The 20,482-nt window shown below is 71.2% G+C and carries 16 protein-coding genes; 8 read left to right on the top strand and 8 right to left on the bottom strand.

Features of this window, described 5'->3' with window-relative positions; genetic code table 11:
- Window positions 1-10: 10 nt before the first annotated feature.
- Genes WFH44_RS02885 through WFH44_RS02865 form a run of 5 tightly spaced genes read right to left on the bottom strand, consistent with a single transcriptional unit; the run spans window position 11 to window position 6,271 of the window.
- Window positions 11-1,240: an amidohydrolase family protein gene (locus tag WFH44_RS02885; RefSeq protein WP_336711582.1), complete on the bottom strand. Its 1,230-nt coding sequence runs from the start codon at window positions 1,238-1,240 to the stop codon at window positions 11-13.
- A complete protein-coding gene (locus tag WFH44_RS02880; protein ID WP_336711581.1) occupies window positions 1,237-2,655 on the bottom strand; it encodes a formimidoylglutamate deiminase in 1,419 nt (472 codons plus the stop codon). The genes WFH44_RS02885 and WFH44_RS02880 overlap by 4 nt, the downstream gene beginning before the upstream one ends.
- Window positions 2,652-3,851 carry an allantoate amidohydrolase gene (locus WFH44_RS02875; protein ID WP_336711580.1) on the bottom strand — a complete coding sequence of 400 codons (1,200 nt, stop codon included), beginning with the start codon at window positions 3,849-3,851 and terminating at the stop codon, window positions 2,652-2,654. Before WFH44_RS02875 ends, WFH44_RS02880 begins: the two co-directional genes overlap by 4 nt.
- A gap of 10 nt (window positions 3,852-3,861) precedes the next feature.
- On the bottom strand, window positions 3,862-5,541 hold the full coding sequence (gene hutU / locus WFH44_RS02870) for a urocanate hydratase (RefSeq protein ID WP_336711578.1): 1,680 nt from the start codon (window positions 5,539-5,541) through the stop codon (window positions 3,862-3,864).
- A 31-nt stretch (window positions 5,542-5,572) separates the two neighbouring features.
- A complete protein-coding gene (locus tag WFH44_RS02865; RefSeq protein WP_336711814.1) occupies window positions 5,573-6,271 on the bottom strand; it encodes an IclR family transcriptional regulator in 699 nt (232 codons plus the stop codon).
- A gap of 183 nt (window positions 6,272-6,454) precedes the next feature.
- Here WFH44_RS02865 and WFH44_RS02860 point away from each other — a divergent pair, with 183 nt between their 5' ends.
- The 3 genes from WFH44_RS02860 (at window position 6,455) to WFH44_RS02850 (ending at window position 10,312) form a co-directional block, all read left to right on the top strand.
- The gene (locus WFH44_RS02860; protein ID WP_336711577.1) at window positions 6,455-7,486 is read left to right on the top strand and encodes an ABC transporter substrate-binding protein; all 1,032 of its coding nucleotides are present in this window, start codon (window positions 6,455-6,457) and stop codon (window positions 7,484-7,486) included.
- A gap of 66 nt (window positions 7,487-7,552) precedes the next feature.
- Window positions 7,553-9,166, top strand: a complete 1,614-nt coding sequence (hutH, locus tag WFH44_RS02855; protein ID WP_336711575.1) for a histidine ammonia-lyase — start codon at window positions 7,553-7,555, stop codon at window positions 9,164-9,166.
- A 57-nt stretch (window positions 9,167-9,223) separates the two neighbouring features.
- Window positions 9,224-10,312, top strand: a complete 1,089-nt coding sequence (locus WFH44_RS02850; protein WP_336711574.1) for a sialate O-acetylesterase — start codon at window positions 9,224-9,226, stop codon at window positions 10,310-10,312.
- Between the two features lie 87 nt (window positions 10,313-10,399).
- On the opposite strand, the gene WFH44_RS02845 is transcribed toward WFH44_RS02850, so the two are convergent.
- The 3 genes from WFH44_RS02845 to tdh are packed head-to-tail and all read right to left on the bottom strand — an operon-like array spanning window position 10,400 to window position 13,717.
- The gene (locus tag WFH44_RS02845) at window positions 10,400-11,443 is read right to left on the bottom strand and encodes a DUF695 domain-containing protein (protein WP_336711573.1); all 1,044 of its coding nucleotides are present in this window, start codon (window positions 11,441-11,443) and stop codon (window positions 10,400-10,402) included.
- Window positions 11,443-12,660: a glycine C-acetyltransferase gene (locus tag WFH44_RS02840; protein WP_336711571.1), complete on the bottom strand. Its 1,218-nt coding sequence runs from the start codon at window positions 12,658-12,660 to the stop codon at window positions 11,443-11,445. Before WFH44_RS02840 ends, WFH44_RS02845 begins: the two co-directional genes overlap by 1 nt.
- 10 nt (window positions 12,661-12,670) lie before the next feature.
- Window positions 12,671-13,717, bottom strand: a complete 1,047-nt coding sequence (gene tdh / locus WFH44_RS02835) for an L-threonine 3-dehydrogenase (protein WP_336711569.1) — start codon at window positions 13,715-13,717, stop codon at window positions 12,671-12,673.
- 145 nt (window positions 13,718-13,862) lie between these two features.
- Here tdh and WFH44_RS02830 point away from each other — a divergent pair, with 145 nt between their 5' ends.
- The 5 genes from WFH44_RS02830 (at window position 13,863) to WFH44_RS02810 (ending at window position 20,298) form a co-directional block, all read left to right on the top strand.
- Window positions 13,863-15,071, top strand: coding sequence for a cytochrome P450 (locus tag WFH44_RS02830; RefSeq protein WP_336711567.1), 1,209 nt, complete (start codon window positions 13,863-13,865; stop codon window positions 15,069-15,071).
- 173 nt (window positions 15,072-15,244) lie between these two features.
- On the top strand, window positions 15,245-16,609 hold the full coding sequence (locus WFH44_RS02825) for a GAF domain-containing protein (RefSeq protein ID WP_336711566.1): 1,365 nt from the start codon (window positions 15,245-15,247) through the stop codon (window positions 16,607-16,609).
- A 34-nt stretch (window positions 16,610-16,643) separates the two neighbouring features.
- On the top strand, window positions 16,644-18,251 hold the full coding sequence (locus tag WFH44_RS02820) for a DHA2 family efflux MFS transporter permease subunit (RefSeq protein WP_442892852.1): 1,608 nt from the start codon (window positions 16,644-16,646) through the stop codon (window positions 18,249-18,251).
- A 100-nt stretch (window positions 18,252-18,351) separates the two neighbouring features.
- The gene (exaC, locus tag WFH44_RS02815; RefSeq protein WP_336711564.1) at window positions 18,352-19,875 is read left to right on the top strand and encodes an acetaldehyde dehydrogenase ExaC; all 1,524 of its coding nucleotides are present in this window, start codon (window positions 18,352-18,354) and stop codon (window positions 19,873-19,875) included.
- Between the two features lie 15 nt (window positions 19,876-19,890).
- Window positions 19,891-20,298 (top strand): DUF779 domain-containing protein, encoded by a 408-nt coding sequence (locus tag WFH44_RS02810; protein WP_336711563.1) that lies wholly within the window; start codon window positions 19,891-19,893, stop codon window positions 20,296-20,298.
- Window positions 20,299-20,482: the final 184 nt, after the last annotated feature.

The following is a 20,482-nucleotide window of genomic DNA, read 5'->3' as shown; positions in this document are numbered from 1 at the left end:
GGGCCGGAACTCAGACCGCCCGTTCGCCCGCCCGCCAGACGGCCGCGGTAAGCGGCATGCCCGGCCGGTAGGCCAGGTGCGTCGCGGATGGGGCGTTGAGCAGGTGCAGGTCGGCGCGGTGTCCGACGGCGATCGATCCCACCGCGCGCAGCCCGTCCTCGTCCGGGCCCGTGTGCCGGCCCAGCGCGAGCGCGCCGCCGTAGGTTGCCGCGCGGACGGCTTCCTGCACGCTCAACCCCATCTGCAGCACGGCCGTGGCCACGCAGTAGTTCATCGAGCTCGTGTACGAGGTGCCGGGATTGCAGTTGGAGGCCAGCGCGATCTCGACGCCGGAGTCGAGTAGCCGGCGGCCGGGGGCCAGCGGCTGGCGGGTCGACAGGTCGCAGGCCGGCAGGCACGTGGCCACGGTGCCGCGCTCCCCCGTCCCGCCGCCGGCGTCCCAGCCGGACCAGGTGCCCGCGAGCGCGTCCACGTCGTCGTCGTTCAGGTAATTGACGTGGTCGACGCTGGCGGCGCCGAACTCCACCGCCAGCTGCACGCCGGGCCCCTCGCCCAGCTGGTTGCCGTGCACCCGCAGGCCCAGCCCGGCGTCCCGGCAGGCCGCCAGCACCCGGCGCGACTGCGCTTCGGTGAACGCGCCGCGCTCGCAGAAGACGTCCGCCCACTGCACGTAGGGGCGCACCGCCGCCAGCATCCCGCCGCAGACCAGGTCCGCGTACTCGTCCGCGTCCATACCGGCCGGCACCAGATGGGCGCCCAGGTAGGTCACCTGGTCCGCCACGGTGGAGGCGATCCGGGCACTGCGGGCCTCCTGCTCGACGGAGAGCCCGTAGCCCGTCTTGGTCTCCAGGTAGGTGGTTCCGCCGGCGACGGCCTCCGCGGCACGGCCCAGCAGGAGCCGGGTGAGGTCGTAGTCGCTGGCCTCCCGGGTGGCAGCCACCGTCACCGCGATCCCGCCGGCGGCATAGTCCTGCCCCGCCATCCGGGCCTCGAATTCGGCCGTCCGGTCCCCGGCGAAGACCAGGTGCGTGTGTGAATCCACCCAGCCCGGCAGCAGGGCGCGGCCCTCGGCGTCCAACCGCGAGTCCGCGTCCGGTGCGTCCGCGGCGGGGCCGATCCAGCTGATCCGCTCCCCCTCCAGCACGACGGCGGCATTCCGCAGCACGCCCTCCGCGCCGCAGGCGGGGTCCACGGTGGCGAGCTCGCCGATGTTGATGATCAGCGTCGACGTCCCGGTCATGCGGAGACCCCGTCCGCCGTGGAGACCGACGGCTCGCCGTGGGTGCCTACGGCACGCGCGCCGGCGGCATCCACCCGCTCAATGGCCGCGGCGAGCAGCCGTGCCGGGTCGCCCAGCGTGGCGTGTATTCCATGGCGCGCGGCCAGCCGTCCGCTCACGACGACGGCGGTAACGTCCTGCGCGGTGGCGGTGAGGGCGAGCTGGTCGGGCCGGGAGCCGACGGTGCGCACGCTGGCCGGGTCCACCGCCATCAGGTCCGCGTAGCTGCCCGGCCGGAAGCCCGCCGATTTCCGTCCGAGCGACAGGGCGCCGCTGTCCGTGGCCGACTGGTGGAGGTCCTCGGGGCGGAACCAGCCGCGCTGGCCGGAGCGAAGCCGTTCGCCGTGTTCCAGCGCGCGCATCTCCAGCCAGGGGTCGACGACGGCGTGCTGGTCCGTTCCCAGGGCGATCCGGGCGCCCGCGTCGCGCAGCTTTGCGGCGGGGCCGATGCCGTCAGCCAGGTCCGCCTCGGTCGTCGGACACATCACGATGGTGGCGTGGGCGCGGCCGAGCAGCGCGATGTCCGCCTCGGTCAGGTGCGTCGCGTGCACGGCGCTGAGCCGGTCGGTGAGCAGTCCGTGCCGGTGCAGCAGGGCCGTCGGTGTCATGCCGGTGGCCTGCAGGCACGCCTGGTTCTCGGCGGGCTGCTCCGACAGGTGGATGTGCAGCGGCAGGTCCGCCGGCAGCTGTTCGGCGATGTCCGGCAGCGCCTCGGACGGCACCCCGCGGACGGAGTGCAGGGCCGCACCGACCGTGACCTGGTTCGGTCCGAACTTCCGTGCCACCGTCTCGCGCAGCGACTGCAGCCGGGTCAGCCATGCCTGCGCATCGGCGTCCCCGAACCTGGCCTGCTCCGGCGCCAGCGCCTGGCCGATGCCGCCGGCAAGGTAGCAGGTGTCGAGCAGGGTCAGCCGGATCCGCGCGTTCACCGCCGCGCGGGCCAGCGCGAGCTCCATGGCATGTTCGCCGCCGTGGTCCGGGCCGTAGGGGGTGCCGTCCGGCCGGTGGTGGACGTAGTGGAACTCGGCCACGCTGGTGAAGCCGGCGACGACCATCTCGGCGAAGACCGCGGTGGCCAGCTGCTCGTAGACCTCCGGCGTCAGCGCCCCGGCGGCCTTGTACATCTGCTCGCGCCAGCTCCAGAAACTGCCCACACCCATGTCGTGGGTGCGGCCGCGCAGCACCCGGTGGAAGGCGTGCGAGTGTGCATTCGCCGCGGCCGGAAACACCACCCCGGAGAGCCGGACGTCGGCCGGCTCCGGCCCCGCGCCGGTCCTCATCCGGGTCACGATCCCGGTCTCGTCGACTTCCAGCCGGACGCCCTCGAGCACGCCGCGTCCGCGGATCCAGCCGGCCTCGCACCAGACGCCGCTCACAGCAGCGCCTCCAGCACGTCCGCGAGCGCCTCGGCCCCGGCATCGGCGTCCGCGTCCTCCACGTGTTCCTCGGGGGAATGCGAGATGCCGGTCGGGTTGCGGACAAAAACCATGGCCGACGGCGCAAAGCCCGCCAGCACCCCGGCGTCGTGTCCCGCCCCCGTCGCCAGCGCCGGGGCTCCGGGCAGGGCGTTGCCGACCTGCCGCTGCAGTGCCGCATCGAACTGCACCGTCCCGCTGAAGGACTCCTCGGTCAGCGTCGCCGTGCAGCCCTCGAAGGCGGCGATCTTCTGCGCCTTGCCGTGGATGGCCTCCACCAGGCCGGCCGTCACCTCGTCCTCGGGATGCCGGACGTCCAGCCAGAGGTCCACGCGGGAGGCGATGACGTTGGTCCCGCCCGGCACCGGCTGCAGCCGCCCCACGGTGGCCCGCGCGTCCCTGCGGCCGGCGGCGACCTGCCGCACGGCCAGCACGATCTGCGCCGCGGCGACCATGGGATCCTGCCGGTCCTCCATCAGGGTGGTGCCGGCATGGTTGCCCTGGCCGTGCACGCTCAGCTTCCAGCGGCCGTGGCCAAGGATGGAACTTCCGACGGCGATGGCGGGCCCGTCCTCGCCGAGGCCGCGGCCCTGCTCGACGTGCAGTTCGATGAAGTCCCCGATCCGCCCGAGCGCTTCCTCGTCCCGGCCCAGCAGCTGCGGGTCCAGTCCGTTGCGGCGGGCCACGTCGGCCAGGGTGTTGCCGTCATCGTCCCTCAGGTTCCTCGCCCTGTCGGCATCGATGGCGCCGGTGAGCAGCCTCGATCCGAGGCAGGCGACGCCGAACCTGGAGCCCTCTTCCTCGGGAAAGACCGTCACGGCCAGCGACCGGTTCGGCTCCACGCCGCGCGCCCTGAGCACGTCCACGGCCACCAGCGCCGAGGCGACGCCAAGCGGCCCGTCGAAGGCCCCGCCGCCGGGCACCGAATCCAGGTGGCTGCCGGTGACCAGGGCGCCCCGCTGGGGTTCGCCCCACCAGGCCCAGAGGACGCCGTTGCGGTCGGTGTCGACGGCCAGCCCGCGGCGTCCGGCCTGCTCGCTGAACCACGCGCGCAAGTCCAGTTCGGCCGCGGAGTAGACCGGCCGGGTGTAGCCCCCGCGCACCCGGTCCCGTCCGACGTCGGCAATGGAGTCCAGCAACGATGACACGGTGTCCATGGGCACTACCCTACTCACCCATCGGGATGCGCACCCCGCGCTCGGCGGCAACCTCCGCGGCGCGCCCGTAGCCGGCGTCGACGTGGCGGATGACGCCCATGCCCGGGTCGTTGGTCAGCAGGCGCTCCAGCTTCTGCGCGGCGAGCTCGGTGCCGTCGGCGACGGAGACCTGCCCGGCGTGGATGGAGCGGCCGATGCCCACACCGCCGCCGTGGTGGATGGAGACCCAGGTGGCGCCGGAGGACGTGTTGACCAGCGCGTTGAGCAGCGGCCAGTCCGCGATCGCGTCCGAGCCGTCCGCCATCGCCTCGGTCTCCCGGTACGGGCTGGCGACCGAGCCCGAATCCAGGTGGTCCCGGCCGATTACGATCGGCGCCGAGACCTTGCCCTCGGCCACGAGCCGGTTGAACAGCAGGCCCGCCTTGTGCCGCTCGCCGTAGCCGAGCCAGCAGATCCGCGCGGGCAGGCCCTCGAACTCGACGTGTTCGGCGGCCGCGTCGATCCAGCGGTGCAGGTGCTCGTTCTCCGGGAAGAGCTCCTTGATCGCCTGGTCCGTGACCCGGATGTCCTCCGGGTCGCCGGAGAGCGCCACCCAGCGGAACGGGCCCAGGCCCTCGCAGAACAGCGGGCGGATGTAGGCGGGGACGAAGCCGGGGAACTCGAAGGCCCGCTCGTAGCCGCCCTTGCGGGCCTCGTCGCGGATCGAGTTGCCGTAGTCGAACACCTCGGCGCCGGCGTCCTGGAACTCCACCATGGCCTGCACATGCCGGGCCATCGATGCCTGCGCCTTCTTGGTGAAGCCGGCCGGGTCCGCCTCGGCCTCGGCGCGCCAGTCCTCGAACGCGACGTCTTCGGGCAGGTAGCTCAGCGGGTCGTGGGCGGACGTCTGGTCCGTCACGATATCGATCGTCAGCTCGCCCGCCTGGTGCCGGCGCAGCAGCTCGGGGAAGACCGCGGCGGCGTTGCCCACGTAGCCCACGGAGAGCGGACGCTTCTCCTCCTTGGCTTTCAGGACCTTTGCGACGGCGGCGTCCAGGTCCGTCTCTACCTCGTCCAGGTAGCGCTTGCCGGCCCGGCGGCGCAGCCGCGACTCGTCGACGTCGACAATCAGGCAGGCTCCGCCGTTCAGCGTCACGGCGAGCGGCTGCGCCCCGCCCATGCCGCCGCAGCCGCCGGTCAGGGTCAGCGTGCCGGCGAGCGTCGAGCCGAACTTCTTGGCCGCCACGGCGGCGAAGGTCTCGAAGGTGCCCTGCAGGATGCCCTGGGTGCCGATGTAGATCCAGGAGCCGGCGGTCATCTGGCCGTACATCATCAGGCCCTCGGCCTCGAGCCGGCGGAACTCCGGCCAGTTGGCCCAGTCCCCCACGAGGTTCGAGTTGGCGATCAGCACCCGCGGGGCCCACTCATGGGTGCGCAGCACGCCGACCGGTTTGCCGGACTGCACCAGCAGGGTCTCGTCCTTCTCCAGGGTTTCGAGGGTGCGGATGATGGCGTCGTAGGCTTCCCAGCTGCGCGCGGCACGGCCGGTGCCGCCGTAAACCACCAGGTCCTCCGGCCGCTCGGCGACCTCGGGATCCAGGTTGTTCATCAGCATCCGCAGCGGCGCCTCGGTCTGCCAGCTCTTGGCGGTCAGGTCGGTGCCGCGGGGTGCGCGGATGGAGCGGGAGGAATCGTGCCGGGTGAACGTCATGATGTCGAACTCTTTCTGTCCGTGGGGGCTGTCAGGAGGCGAACGGTGCGGTGGCGGCGGCCGGATCGACCACCGTGGGGTTGGCGAACAGGCGGCCGGCTTCAGCGGCGACGAGCTCGCCGAGTGACCGGGCCGCGTCCGCGGTGGTGCGGTAGCTGGGCGCGACGATGCTCAAAGCTGCCACGACCTTGGATCCGGCCAGGACCGGGGCGGCCACCGCGGTGATGTCCGGCTCCACCCCGTTGGCCACGATGGCGAAGGAACCCGGTTCCACGCCGCCCGCCAGGGCCTGGCCGGCGGCGCTGCCGTCCAGCGGGAAGGTGCGGCCCACCCAGTTGACGTGCCGGACCGTGTGCGTGCCCTCTTCGATGGCCAGGTACAGGCCGTGGGCGGGTCCGGTGGCAACGCTCAGGTAGGCCGATTCGCCGGTGCGCTCGACCAAGGCCCGCAGCGAGGCCCGGCTCGTCGCGACCAGCGACTCGTGGCTCAGGGCCTGCACGCCCAGCTGCACCATCCGGAATCCCGGCCGGTAGAGCCCGTCCCCTCGCTTCGCCACGAAGCCGCTGGCCTCGAGGGTGCGCAGCAGCCGCAGCGCCGTGCTGGCCGACAAGTCGACTTCCTTGGCGGCGTCGGCGAGTTTGACGCCGTCGCGCTCGCAGACCACGCGCAGCAGGCCGAGGGCACGGTCTGCTGCGCGGGTGGTGGCATCGGGCCCGTTGGCGGCGGCCATGGTCACGCTCCGGATTCTCGAGGTTTTCGTTGCACTCAGTAAAACATCCATTTCACTGTCCGGCAATACTGTGCATCCAAAAGCATTGACGGAGCGCCGCTGCCTCTGTACCTTTCAGTTAGCAGTCTTGGCGTTTTACAGAACGAAATACCCTTACCGCCCTTCGGCATACCGGGAGCACCCATGTTGACACAGTCCTCGGCCTTCGGGTCCGTCCGCCGCCAACCCGTCAGGACCACGGTGGCCGCCGCAACGGCCGCCGCAGCCACGCTGGTGCTGGCGGGCTGCGGCGCAGGCAGTCCATCCTCCAGCGATTCGGCCCCGGCCGCGGGCGGCGAAGGCTCCGGGAACCTGGAACAGGTCAGCGTCGGACTCATCCCCATCACCGACGTCGCCCCCGTCTATCTGGGCATCCAGGAGGGCTACTTCGAGGATGAAGGGATCGACCTTGAGGTCCAGCTGGCGCAGGGCGGGGCCGCCATCGTGCCGGCGGTCATGACCGGCGAATACCAGTTCGGCTACTCGAACGCCGTCTCGCTGCTGGTCGCCCAGGACAAGGGGCTGCCGATTTCCGTGGTCTCCAACGGCTCCAGTTCCACGAGTGAAGCCGGGGCTGACGTCACGGAGGTCGCCGCCATGCCGGACAGCGGCATCAAGGACGCCGCGGACCTCGCCGGAAAGACGGTGGCCGTCAACGCCCTCAACAACTTCGCCGACGTCACCATCCGCAACTCGATGGAGAAGGCCGGCGCCGACCCGCAGAGCGTCGACTTCGTCGAGATGCCCTACCCGAACATGCCGGCCGCCCTCGAGCGCGGCGACGTGGACGCGGCATGGACAACCGAACCATTCCGCACACAGATCCTCGACGCCGGCGGCACGATCGTAGCCAGCCCGATGACCGATCTGGCGGACAACTTCGACTCCGCGTTCTACTTCGCCTCGCAGGAGACCCTGCAGAAGAACCCGGAACTCGTGGAACGTTTCCGGCGGGCGCTGGCCAAATCCTTCGAGTTCGCCGATGCCAATGACGACGAGGTCCGCACCATCATCCAGGACTACGCAAAGATCACGCCGGAGCTGGCCGGCAAGGTGGAAATGTCCAAGTGGCACGAGGACGTGAACATGGACGCCCTCCAGCAGCTGGGCACCGCCGCCAAGAAGTACGGCGTCCTCGAAAAGGAGCCCGACTACCAGGCCCTGATCGCCGACTGAACATCCCGACCCGGGACCTGGACAACTTCCCCGCACGCAGTATCCGAGCAGCACCCGAAAGGCACCATGAGTACCCCCGCTACCCCTCCGGCCCCCGCCACCCCTTCGGCTCCGGCCGCTGTCACCGTCTCCACCGGCCCGCTCGCCCCCGCCGACGTGGTCTCCGTCGCCCGCCACGGCGCCCGGGTCGAGCTCAGCGACGCTGCGCTGGCGGCGATGGCGGCCTCCCGCGCCGTGATCGAGGCCCTGGTCACGGACGACAAGCCGCACTACGGGGTCTCCACCGGCTTCGGCGCGCTCGCCACCCGGCAGATTCCCATCGAGCAGCGGACGCAGCTCCAGCGCAGCCTGATCCGCAGCCACGCCGCCAGCTCCGGCGCCGAGGTGGACCGGGAGGTGGTCCGCGGGCTGATGCTCAACCGGCTGGCCACCATGGCGACCGGCCGCACCGGGGTGCGTCCCGCCGTCGCGCAGGCCTATGCCGGCATCCTCAACGCCGGCATCACGCCCGTCATCGGCGAATACGGTTCGCTGGGCTGTTCCGGGGACCTCGCGCCGCTGGCCCATTGCGCCCTCGCCCTGATGGGTGAAGGCCAGGTGCGCACGCACGACGGCGGCCTGGCGCCGGCCGCGGAAGCGCTGGCGGCCGCGGGGCTCGAGCCGGTGGAACTGCGGGAAAAAGAGGGCCTCGCGCTGATCAACGGCACGGACGGCATGCTCGGCATGCTGCTCATGGCGGCCGAGGACTTGCACCGGCTGCTGAAGACCGCGGACCTCGCGGCGGCCATGAGCATCGAGGGCCTGCTCGGCACCGACGACGTGCTGGCCGAGGACCTGCACGCACTGCGCCCGCACCCGGGACAGATCAGCGCGGCGTCGAACATGCGCCGGATCCTGGCCGGCTCGGACCTGATCGCGCGGCAGAAGGAAGCCGGCGGCGAGGGACATCGCTTCACCCGGGTGCAGGATGCCTACTCGCTGCGCTGCGCCCCGCAGGTACACGGCGCGGCCCGCTCCACGCTGGCGCACGCCGAGTCCGTTGCCGGCTACGAACTGGCCTCGGCGATCGACAACCCGGTGGTCACCGTGGACGGCCGCGTCGAGTCGAACGGCAACTTCCACGGCGCCCCGGTCGGCTACGTGCTGGACTTCCTGGCCATCGCGGTGGCGGACCTGGCCTCAATGAGCGAACGCCGCACCGACCGGTTCCTGGACGCCGCGCGCAGCCACGGGCTGAACGCCTTCCTGGCCGGCGACCCCGGCGTGGACTCCGGCCACATGATCGCCCAGTACACCCAGGCCGGCATCGTCTCCGAACTCAAGCGGCTGGCCAACCCCGCCTCGGCCGATTCCATCCCGTCCTCGGCGATGCAGGAGGACCACGTCTCCATGGGCTGGGCCGCCGGGCTGAAGCTGCGGCGGGCGGTGGACGGGCTCACCCGCGTGCTGGCCGTCGAGCTGCTGACCTCGGCCCGGGCGCTGGACATGCGCGACGGCGGTGTTGACACCTCCCTCAGTTCGCCGGCCATCGCGGCGGCCCGGCGCCGGATCCGCAAGGCCGTCGAGGGACCGGGACCGGACCGCTACCTGGCACCGGAGATCGAAGCCGTCCGCGTTCTCGTCTCGGGCGGCACGATTCTCGAGGCCGTCGAGCAGGAGCTGGATTCGCCGCTAAACTGATTCCCGTGTCCGGCCGGCGCCCCAACGCCGGCCGTCGCTGCGCGGGAGGGGCGCTTCGTGGAACCAGACCAGTCCGAGCCGGCCGCCGAGGGCGGGCAGATTCCGAGCCGCCGCACGCTGCTGCGGCGGGCCGTGCCGATCATCGCCGTCGGCCTGGGCGCCGGGACCGCCGGCGCGGCCGCGACCCACGCCGCCACGGGCGCCCCGGGGATCGCGGGCAGCGGACTGGCCGCAGCCCCGTCGGACGAGGACATCGCGCGGCTGGTCGCCGATCCTTCCTCGGCCACCCACCGCGCCCTCGCGGAACTCCTCCGCCCGGCGGCCTCGGGCAGCCAGGCTGCCGGCCTCCCCGCCCCGCACAACGGCCGCACCGATCCGCGCAGGGCCGGGGCCGACGTCGTGCTCCTGGTCGGCCAGTCCAACATGCAGGGCGCCGGGCTGCCCTACGATCCCGCACTCGACGCCAGGTTCGAGGGCGTCGAACAGCTCGCCGGCTCGGGACCGCACGCAGGCAAGGTGCTCCCGGCCGAGGACTCGCTCTTCCACGTCACCCAGTACCTGTTCGGTGGATCGCCCGCGGTCGGGCCGGGGATGGAGTTCGGCCGCCAGCTCTGGCTCCGCCAGGAGGCGGACCGCAAGGTCCTGCTCGTGCCGGCCGCCCGCGGCGGCACCGGCTTCACGGGCAACGCGGACTACAGCTGGGACCCGGACAACAAGGCCGCGGCGGTCAACCTCGCCCGCCGCGCCGCGGACGCCTGCGCCCGCGCGCTGGCGCTGAACCCGGCCCACCGGCTCGCGGCGATCCTCTGGCACCAGGGCGAGGCGGATGCCATGGCCCGGGCCGACGAGCGGTGGTACCGGCGAAAGCTGCTGCAGCTGATCGACCTGTTCCGGACGGAGTTCGGCCCGGTGCCGTTCCTGGCCGGCGGGATGGTGCCCGAGTGGGTCGCGGGCAGCCCGTCGGCGCGCGGCATCGACCGCGTGCACCGCTCGATCGCTTCGGAACGGCCGCTGACGGCCTTCGTCGAGGGGCCGCAGGGGGCCGCGACGGCCGGCGACATCATCCACTACGACGCCGCCGGTGCCCGCGAGCTGGGCCTTCGCTACTTCCGCGCCTACGGCAAACTGACCGGCGGCCTGAGCTAGCAGGCCTGCCTGCCCGGGGCCGGGCCGGTGCGGCCGGTGCGGGGCGGGACCGCGCCGACCGTCCGGCGGGGCGTTAGGCGCCGGGACTCAGCGAAGCCGCAAGTGCTTCACCGAGGACCAGGACGGATCCATTTCGGCGCCCACGCCGACCTGCCCCTCCGGCCAGTCCACGCTGCCGGCCTCCAGCTGCCACGCGGCCGAGGTGGTGGAGTCCACGTAGAAGTGCAGGGTCCGGTGGCCGGGCGTCGTCTCCGTCGCCACCAGCCTGCCGTCCGCGCCCAGGCCGGCGGAGAGGGCTTCCTCCAGTTCCTGCAGGCGCTGCGCCGAGGTGCCGCCGGGCTGGCCGCCGCCGAGTTCCGTCAGGTAGGCCAGCCGGATGGCCACGTGCTGGTCGAAGTCCGGCCAGAAGGCGGAGACCAACGGAACCTGGACGACGGCGGTGATCCGCTCCCCGTCCGCGGCCACCCCATGCAGTTCCTCCCAGATCGGCTGCCCGTGCTCGTCCACGGCGCCGGCCCGCAGCCGGTCGACGACCTCGCGCAGGGCGGTCAGCGGGATGTCCTCCGGATGGGGCTGCAGCACCGGCTCGATGATGCCGATCCAGGCCGCGGCGTCGGCCTGCCCGATGGCATGGTCCAGCATCACCGAGACCGGCAGCATCCGCTTGTCCTCGGGCAGCTCGGCGAGGTTGGGGTGGTAGACCGCGATGTCGGCTGAGTAGCGGTTGAGCAACAGCCGCACCCGGAAGTCTTCGGCCGCAAAGTCCTGGCCGGAGATGCCCAGCGTGAGCTCCTCGAAGTCCGCGGCCGCCTGCCGCCGGTCCGAGTATTCCCAGTGCAGGTCCGGGGCCGGGGCCGCCTTCAGCACGCGGCGCGCGAGCGCGGCCTGGGCCGGTTGCTCCGCGAAAATGACCAGTTCGTGCTCGGCCACCGTGCCGGCGCCCAGTTCCCAGGCCAGGCCCCGGCTGATCCGCGAGATCCGCTGGTTCAGCCGCTTGACGTAGGCGTCGGTGAACCCCTCGCCGCCGGTGCAGATTCTCTCCGCCGCCTCGGCCTCCCACCATTGCCAGAACGCCCGCACCATCGCGTCCTGCGACGGCCGCGGCTTCTTGAGCCGGTGCCGCAGTCCCATCAGCCCCCGCCTAACGCCGCACGGGCCGCCACGAAGGCAGCGACGCACTGCTCGACGTCGTCCTTGCTGTGCGCGGCGGACAGCTGCACGCGGATCCGGGCCGCGTCGCGGGGCACCACGGGGAAACTGAAAGCGGTGACGTAGACGCCGCGCCGGAGCATCTCCTCGGCGGTCTTCGCCGCGAGCACGGCGTCGCCGAACATGACCGGGACGATCGGGTGCTCGCCCGGCAGCAGGTCGAACCCCTCCTCGGCCATCCGGCTCCGGAACAGCGCGGCGTTCTCCCGCAGCCGGCCGCGCAGCTCCCCGGAACCGGCGACCAGGTCGAGTGCCCGCAGCGTGGCGGCGACGATCGCCGGGGCCACGGAGTTCGAGAACAGGTAGGGCCGGGCGCGCTGGCGCAGCATCGCGACGATCTCCGACCGGCCGGACACGTAGCCGCCGGAGGCACCGCCCAGTGCCTTGCCGAACGTCCCGGTGTAGATGTCCACCCGGTCCGCGACGCCGGCGTGCTCCGGCGTCCCCGCGCCCGTGTCCCCCATGAACCCGACGGCGTGCGAATCGTCCACCATCACGAGGGCGTCGTATTGCTCGGCCAGGTCGCAGATGGCGCGCAGCGGGGCCAGGTAGCCGTCCATGGAGAAGACGCCGTCGGTGACGATGATCCGCCGCCTGGCCCCGCCGCCGTCGTTCATTTCCGCGGTTTCCCGCAGCCGTGCCTCCAGCTCCGCCATGTCTTGGTTGGCGTAGCGGTACCGCTGCGCCTTCGAGAGCCGGATCCCGTCGATGATCGATGCGTGGTTCAGCGCGTCGGAGATGATGGCGTCCTCCGGGCCGAAGAGCGCCTCGAAGACGCCGCCGTTGGCGTCGAAGCAGGAGGAGAAGAGGATGGTGTCTTCGGTGCCGAGGAACTGCGAGACCCGCCGTTCCAGCTCGAGGTGCCTGTCCTGCGTACCGCAGATGAAGCGCACACTGGCCATGCCGAAGCCGCGCTCGTCCAGCGCCGTCTTCGCAGCCGCGATCAGCTCCGGGTGGTCGGCCAGGCCCAGATAGTTGTTGGCGCAGAAGTTCAGCACAGGCGCCGGCGGCGAGTCGGGGCTGCCGGCGGTGATGTGGCTCGACTGCGGGGACGTGATCGGCCGCTCCGCCTTGAACAGCCCGGCGTCCCGGATCACCTGCAGTTCGGCCGCGAGCTGCTCCTTCATGGCTGCGTACATTGGTCCTCCTTCAGATCCGGGTCCAGTCCAGGACGACTTTGCCGCCGCTGCCTTCGCGCGCCGTCTCGAAACCCGCGTCCCAGTCGGAAGCCGGCAGCACGTCGGTGATTACGCCGGAGACCGCCTCATGCAGCTGCGGGTTGGACTGGAGCATCGCGCTCATCGCATACCAGGTCTCGAACATTTCCCGCCCGTAGATGCCCTTGAGCGTGAGCATGTGCGTGACCACCTTGCCCCAGTCGACGGCGATCTCCTCGGTAGGCAGGCCGAGCAGCGCAATCCGTCCCCCGTGCGTCATGTTGTCGATCATCTCGCGCAGCGCCGACGCGCGGCCACTCATTTCCAGGCCGATGTCGAACCCCTCGGCCAGGTGCAGCTGAGCCTGGGCCTCGTCCAGGTGCATGCGGCTGACGTCCACGGCCATGTCCGCGCCCATCCGCTTGGCCAGCTCCAGCCGCGAGGCGGACACGTCCGTGATCGCGATCTTGCGGGCCCCGGCGTGGCGGGCCACCGCAACCGCCATCAGCCCGATGGGCCCGGCCCCGGTGATCAGCACGTCCTCGCCGACCAGCGGAAAGCTCAGCGCGGTGTGGACGGCATTGCCGAACGGGTCGAAGATCGCCCCCAGTTCCGGCGTGATCGACTCGTCATGGTGGACCCAGGCGTTGGTGTCGGGAATGACGACGTACTCGGCGAACGCCCCGTCCCGCTGGACGCCGACGCTGACGGTGCGGATGCACATCTGCCGCCGGCCGGCCCGGCAGTTCCGGCAGGTCCCGCAGACGATGTGGCCCTCGCCGGAGACCCGGTCCCCGACCTTGATGTCCTGCACCAGCGGCCCGGCCTCCACCACCTCGCCGTAGAACTCGTGGCCGGGAACCAGCGGCGTGGGCACGTTCGCCTGCGCCCACGGGTCCCACGCCTGGATGTGCAGGTCGGTGCCGCAGATGCCTGTGGTCATGACGCGGATCTTCACGTCCCGGTCACCTGGCGCCGGCTCGGGCCGGTCGACGAGCTCGAAACCTGGCTGCGGACCGGACTTGAACAACGCTTTCACGCAATTTCCTCCCGGGAGGTCTGGCCGTGAGGCTGGTCACCCTGTACCCACTCTACGTAAAGACGGCGCCGTCGTGGCCCCTGGAGGCCGGGCCGACGCGGCTGGGCTAGGGTGGAGCCATTCTTCGAAGGCTGGAGGAGCCCACATGGCGGAAGTACTGGACTACCAGGCAGCGGTGTCCTGCAGCGAGGACCCGTATTCGGATGCAAACCTGGCGGACCCGTATCCGCTGTTCGACCGGATGCGGGCGGCGGGACCCGCCGTCTACCTGGAGAAGTACCGCGTCCTCGCGTTCACCCGCTACGCCGAGTGCCGCGACATCCTGGCCGACCCGGCGACGTTCATCAGCGGCGCCGGCGTGGGGCCGCGGAACCTGCACCGGGAACCCTCGTGGAAGCCGCAGGGCATCCTGGACTCCGACCCGCCCGTCCACACCCGGCTGCGCAGGGCGATGGCCTCGGTCATCTCGCCGAAGGGCGTGCGCGCGCTTCGGGACGGGTTCGAGGCGTACGCCGCGGAACTGCTGCCGGAACTGCTGGCCCGCGGCATGATCGACGGGGTCAAGGACCTGGCCGAGGCCTTTCCGCTGCGGGTCTTCGGCGACGCCGTCGGCATCCTGCGCGAGGGGCGGGCGGAGAACCTGGTCAGCCAGGGCGCGATGAGCTTCAGCTACTTCGGGCCCGAGGACGAACGTCAGCGGCGCTTCGTGGAGCAGGGCGCCGGCACCTTCGAATGGGTGATGGACCGCACCGCCCGGCACAACCTGGCGCCGGGCGGGCTGGGTGCCCGGCTGTGGGAGCTCGCTGACGCCGGCGGCATCGGCGAGGACGAGGCGCCGCTGCTGGTGCGCGCGCTGCTCTCCGCCGGGTTGGACACCACGGTCATCGGGATCGGCAACGCCCTGAAGTTGCTGGCCGGGCACCCGGAGGAATGGGCCCGGATCCGCGGGAACCCCCGCCTCGCCAAGTTCGCGATCGACGAGGTGCTCCGCTTCGATTCGCCGTTCCAGTCCTTCTTCCGCACCACCGCGGCGGACACCGAGTTCCGCGGGATGCGCATCCCGGGCGGGACCAAGATCGTGCTCTTCCTCGGCGCCGCCAACCGGGATCCGGCACAGTTCGGCCCGGACGCGGACCGGTTCCGGGTCGAGCGCGACGCCTCGGGCATGATCGCGTTCGGCACCGGGATCCACCGCTGCGTCGGGCAGCCGATCACGCGGCTCGAGATGGAAGTGGTGCTCAACTGGCTCGCCGCGCACGTCGAACGGCTCGAGCCCGCCGGCACACCGGTCCCCTACCTGCACAACACCCTGAAGGGCTGGGAGTCGCTGCCGCTGCGCCTGGTTCCGGCCTGAGCATCCGGCGCAGGCCACCCGGCATGGGCGTTCGACGCCGGCTCCCCCTGCCCGGGGCTTGCTGCCTTCCGCGGTGCCCGGCCGACGCCGGCCGGCGGCCTTGCCATCACGGGTAGACTGTGAGGCGTGCCACTTTAACGATGGTGCGGGGGAACTGTGTGAGTGGAGCGAAGGTGCGTTCTCAACTGCAACCCGGCGCGCGGCCTGCGCAGCGGCAGGCCGACGCCGCCCATGAAGTGCTGGACCAGGCCGTTGGCGGAAGCGCCCGCCGGCTGGTCCGCTATGACGGTGACGAGGCCGGCGCCTTGCTGAACGGCGTCCGCGAGGTGGTCCGCGATTCCTGGCAGCGCTCGCTGACGTTCGCCGACCCGGATTCCGCGCTGGCCCGGATGGACCTGGCCGAGGACGATTTCCGGGAGTACCGGCTGAACCACCCGATGGCCGGCATCATGCCGGTGGTCCGCAAGCTCCTGGTCGAGCCCAGCCACGAATCGGGAATGCTGGTGGCCGTCGGCGACGAGCACGGGCGGCTGCTCTGGGTGGACGGCGACACGGCCCTGAAGCGCCACGCCGAGGCGATGCGCTTCGTCGCCGGCGCCGACTGGTCTGAACGCACCGTCGGCACCAGTGCTCCCGGCACTGCCCTGGCCGTGGGCCGCGGCGTCCAGATTTCCGGGGCCGAGCACTTCAGCCGGATCGTCCACCCGTGGAGCTGCACCGCAGTGCCTGTGCGCGACCCTGACACCGGCACGGTCATCGGCGTCGTGGACATCACCGGCCGGGAGCAGGCCGTCGCCGCCCATACCCTGTCCCTGGTGCAGGCCACCGTGGCCGCCGCCGAGGCACAGCTGCGGATCCACCGGCTCGAGCAGGGCGCGCGCCCTGCTCGAGCCGAAGTCCGGCCCGCCCGCAGCGCCGCCGGCACCGGCAGCCTCCAGCAGCGGCGGCCCTCACCCACGCTGCAGCTGACCGGCCGGGACCAGGGCCTCCTGGACATCGGCGGCCGCAGCATCGAACTGTCGCTCCGGCATACCGAGATCCTGGCCCTGCTGGCGCTCCATCCGGCCGGGCTGAGCGCCGGCGAGCTGGCGGCGCTGCTCTACCCGGATGCCAGCAGCACCACCCTGCGGGCGGAAATGGTGCGGCTGCGCAAGGTACTCGGCGCCGCGGATCCGCAGGCCATCCCGCAGTCCCGGCCCTACCGGCTGCCGGTTCCGCCGCTCCTCGATGCGCGGCAGGTGCTCGACCACCTGCGGCGCGGCGCGCACCGGCTGGCGCTCAACCACTACCGCGGCGCGGTCCTGCCGTCGTCCGAGGCGCCCGGCATCGTCCGCCTCCGCCGGGACGTGAGCGCCAACCTGCGCGAAGCGGTACTCAGCGACGCGTCGCCGGACACTCTGCTGCGGTACCTCGAACTCCCGGAAGCCGAGTACGACGCCGAGGGGTGGCGTGCCGCGCTCCGCCTCCTTCCGCCCCGGTCGCCCAGGCGGTCCGCCGTCGTCGCACACCTGCAGCGGATCGAAGCCGAGCTCGCCTGACCCGCAGCACCGGAACGCGTGATAGGTTCCTGCAGTGGCTACTCCCGTACGCCCCTGGCCGGCCATGTGGTCACTGGTCATCGGCTTCTTCATGATCCTCGTCGACACCACCATCGTGTCCGTCGCCAACCCCGCCATCATGCGCGGCCTGTCGACCGACATCAACTCGGTGATCTGGGTGACCAGCGCCTACCTGCTCGCCTACGCCGTGCCCCTGTTGATCACCGGGCGGCTCGGCGACCGGCTCGGCCCGAAAAACCTGTACCTGACCGGCCTGGTCATGTTCACGCTGGCGTCGGCCTGGTGCGGTTTCGCCAGCGACATCCGGATGCTGATCCTCGCCCGCGTCTTCCAGGGACTCGGCGCCTCAGTCATGACGCCGCAGACCATGGCGGTGATCACGCGGATCTTCCCGCCGGACCGCCGCGGTGCGGCGATGGGCCTGTGGGGCGCGGTGGCAGGCCTGGCCGCGCTCACGGGGCCGATCGTGGGCGGCCTGCTCGTCGACTCGCTGGGCTGGGAATGGATCTTCTTCGTCAACGTGCCCGTGGGTTTCCTGGCCTTCGTGATGGCCTGGCGCTTCGTGCCGTCCCTTCCCCGGCACGCCCACCAATTCGACGTGCTCGGCGTGCTGCTCAGCGCCGCGGGCATGTTCCTGCTGGTATTCGGCATCCAGCAGGGCGAGACCTACGACTGGGGAACCATCGCCGGACCGATCACCGTCTGGACCCTGATCGCCGGCGGACTGATCATCCTGGCGCTGTTCGTGTTCTGGCAGTCCCGCAACCGCAAGGAACCGCTCCTGCCGCTGAAGATTTTCCGCGACCGGAACTTTTCCCTGGCCAACGGCGGCATCAGCACCGTCGGGTTCGCCGTCACTAGCATGTCCCTGCCGCTGATCTTCTTCTACCAGAGCGTCCTCGGCCTCACGCCGACCCAGTCCGCGCTGATGCTCGCCCCCACCGCGGTCATCTCCGCCGGGCTGGCGCCCGTGGTCGGCCGGCTGATCGACCGGTTCAACCCCAAGTACTTCGCCACCACCGGCCTGCTGCTGATGGCCGGCGGACTCACCTGGTACGCGTTCCTGCTGACCCCGCAGACCGCCATCTGGCTGCTCCTGCTCCCCGCCGCGGTGCTGGGCCTGGCCAACGCCTGCATCTGGGGCCCGCTGTCCACCACGGCGACCCGGAACCTGAAGCCTGCCCTGGCCGGTGCGGGCTCCGGCGTCTACAACACCACCCGCCAGATCGGCGCCGTGCTCGGCAGCGCCTCCATCGCCGCCCTCATGCAGGCCCGGCTCAGCGCGGAACTGCCCGGCGCGGCCTCCGGTGCCCCCGCCGAGGGCGGCTCGGCCGTCCTGCCGGATGCCCTGCATGACGGGTTCGCCGCGGCGATGGGCCAGTCCCTGCTGCTGCCAGCGGTTGTCGCAGTTGCCGGGGCGTTCATTACGGTCTTCTTCGCCAAGCCCCAGCCGGTCTCCGGCTGGGACCAGGAGGAAGCGACCGGCGCCGCCCAAGCCGCGCACCCGGCGTCGTCCTCGTCCCCCGGTGCCGCGCACCCGGCGTCGTCCCCGTCCCCCGGTGCCGCGCACCCGCCGTCCTCCCCTGAAGCCGGCACCGGACGGGCGGCCAAGCGGCGCTGAGGTCAACGGTTGCAACGTCTGTGCAACGTTGCCGGTCCTAGGCTTCTGCTACGAGTCCGAGGTCAACGATGCCCGGCTCGAGACTGCTGAAGGAGTAGCAATGACTGTTTACGCACAGCCCGGTCAGGACGGTTCGCCGGTCAGCTTCAAGCCCCGCTACGAGAACTGGATCGGCGGAGAATGGGTGGCCCCGGTCAAGGGCCAGTACTTCGAGAACATCTCCCCCGTGACCGGCAAGCCGTTCTGCGAGGTCGCCCGCGGCACCGCAGAGGACATCGACCTCGCCCTGGACGCCGCGCACAAGGCTGCGCCGGCCTGGGGCAAGACCTCGGTGGCCGAGCGCGCGGCAGTGCTGAACCGGATCGCCGACCGGATCGAGGAGAACCTCGAGCTGCTCGCCGTCGCCGAGACCTGGGACAACGGCAAGGCCGTCCGCGAGACCCTCGCGGCGGACATCCCGCTGGCCGCCGACCACTTCCGCTACTTCGCCTCCGCCGTCCGGGCGCAGGAGGGCCGCCTGTCCCAGCTGGATGACGACACCACCGCGTACCACTACCACGAGCCGCTCGGCGTCGTCGGCCAGATCATCCCCTGGAACTTCCCCATCCTGATGGCCGTCTGGAAGCTGGCCCCCGCGCTGGCGGCGGGCAACGCCGTCGTCCTCAAGCCCGCGGAACAGACCCCGGCGTCCATCCTGGTGCTGATGGAACTCATCGCCGACATCCTGCCCGCCGGCGTGGTCAATGTGGTCAACGGCTTCGGCGTGGAGGCCGGCAAGCCGCTGGCGTCCAGCCCGCGCATCCGCAAGATCGCGTTCACCGGCGAGACCACCACGGGCCGCCTGATCAGCCAGTACGCCTCGCAGAACCTCATCCCGGTCACGCTGGAGCTCGGCGGCAAGAGCCCCAACATTTTCTTCTCCGACGTCGCGGCCGAGAACGACGCGTTCTACGACAAGGCGCTGGAGGGCTTCGCGCTCTTCGCCTTCAACCAGGGCGAGGTCTGCACCTGCCCGTCGCGCGCGCTGGTCCAGGACTCAATCTATGACTCCTTCATGGCTGACGCGCTGGCCCGCACAGGGAAGATCATCCAGGGCAACCCGCTGGACACCGACACCCAGATCGGCGCGCAGGCCTCGAACGACCAGCTGGAGAAGATCCTCAGCTACATGGACATCGGCAAGCAGGAGGGCGCGAAGGTCCTGATCGGCGGCGAGCGCAACATCCTCGACGGCGACCTGGCCGAGGGCTACTACGTCAAGCCGACGGTCTTCGAAGGCACCAACAACATGCGCATCTTCCAGGAGGAGATCTTCGGGCCGGTGGTCTCGGTGACCCGGTTCGGCGACTACGCGGAGGCCATGGAAATCGCCAATGACACGCTCTACGGCCTCGGCGCCGGCGTCTGGAGCCGCAACGGCAACGTCGCCTACCGTGCCGGCCGCGAGATCCAGGCCGGCCGGGTATGGGTCAACAACTACCACGCCTACCCGGCGGGAGCGGCCTTCGGCGGCTACAAGTCCTCGGGCATCGGCCGCGAGAACCACGCGATGATGCTGGACCACTACCAGCAGACCAAGAACCTGCTGGTCAGCTACAACGAGAACAAGCTCGGCTTCTTCTAGGATCGGGGCACGGACATGGAGCCGAATTCCGACGCCGGCCTGCGGGCCGCCGCGGTCATCCCCGGCGAGAACTTCTCCCGGGTCTCGCTGACCCCGGCCGCGGTGGCGCTGCTGGAGCAGCTCCGGGACCGCCACGGGCCGCTGATGTTCCACCAGTCCGGCGGCTGCTGCGACGGCTCCTCGCCGATGTGCTACCCGGCCGGGGACTTCATCACGGCCGAGGCCGACGTGCTGCTGGGGACCTTCGGGATGCCCGGCGGTGACAGCCTGGATTTCTGGATGTCGCGCGAGCAGTTCGAATACTGGAAGCACACCCATCTGACCGTGGACGTGGTGGACGGACGCGGCAGCGGCTTCTCGGTGGAGGCGCCGGAGGGCAAGCGGTTCCTGATCCGCTCCGCGCTGATCGACAGCCGCAGCTGAACCGGGGCGCAGGGAGGGCGGCCGGACCGGAAGGTCCGGCCGCCCTTTTGGTGCGCTGCCTTCCCCGATTCCGCGGCCTACCGCCACGGGCCCTGCCGGTGCCTCCCCCGATTCCGTCAGCACCGTCGTCGTTTTTTCCCCCTTGATTCCTTGCGCCGCCGCCGTCGTTGTTTCCCCCATTCGC

Origin of the sequence: Arthrobacter sp. USHLN218, from assembly GCF_037144715.1 — a bacterium.
Classification (GTDB): Bacteria; Actinomycetota; Actinomycetes; order Actinomycetales; family Micrococcaceae; genus Crystallibacter.
Note: the sequence above shows the minus strand (reverse complement) of the source record. Positions and strands in the feature narration are given on the sequence as shown.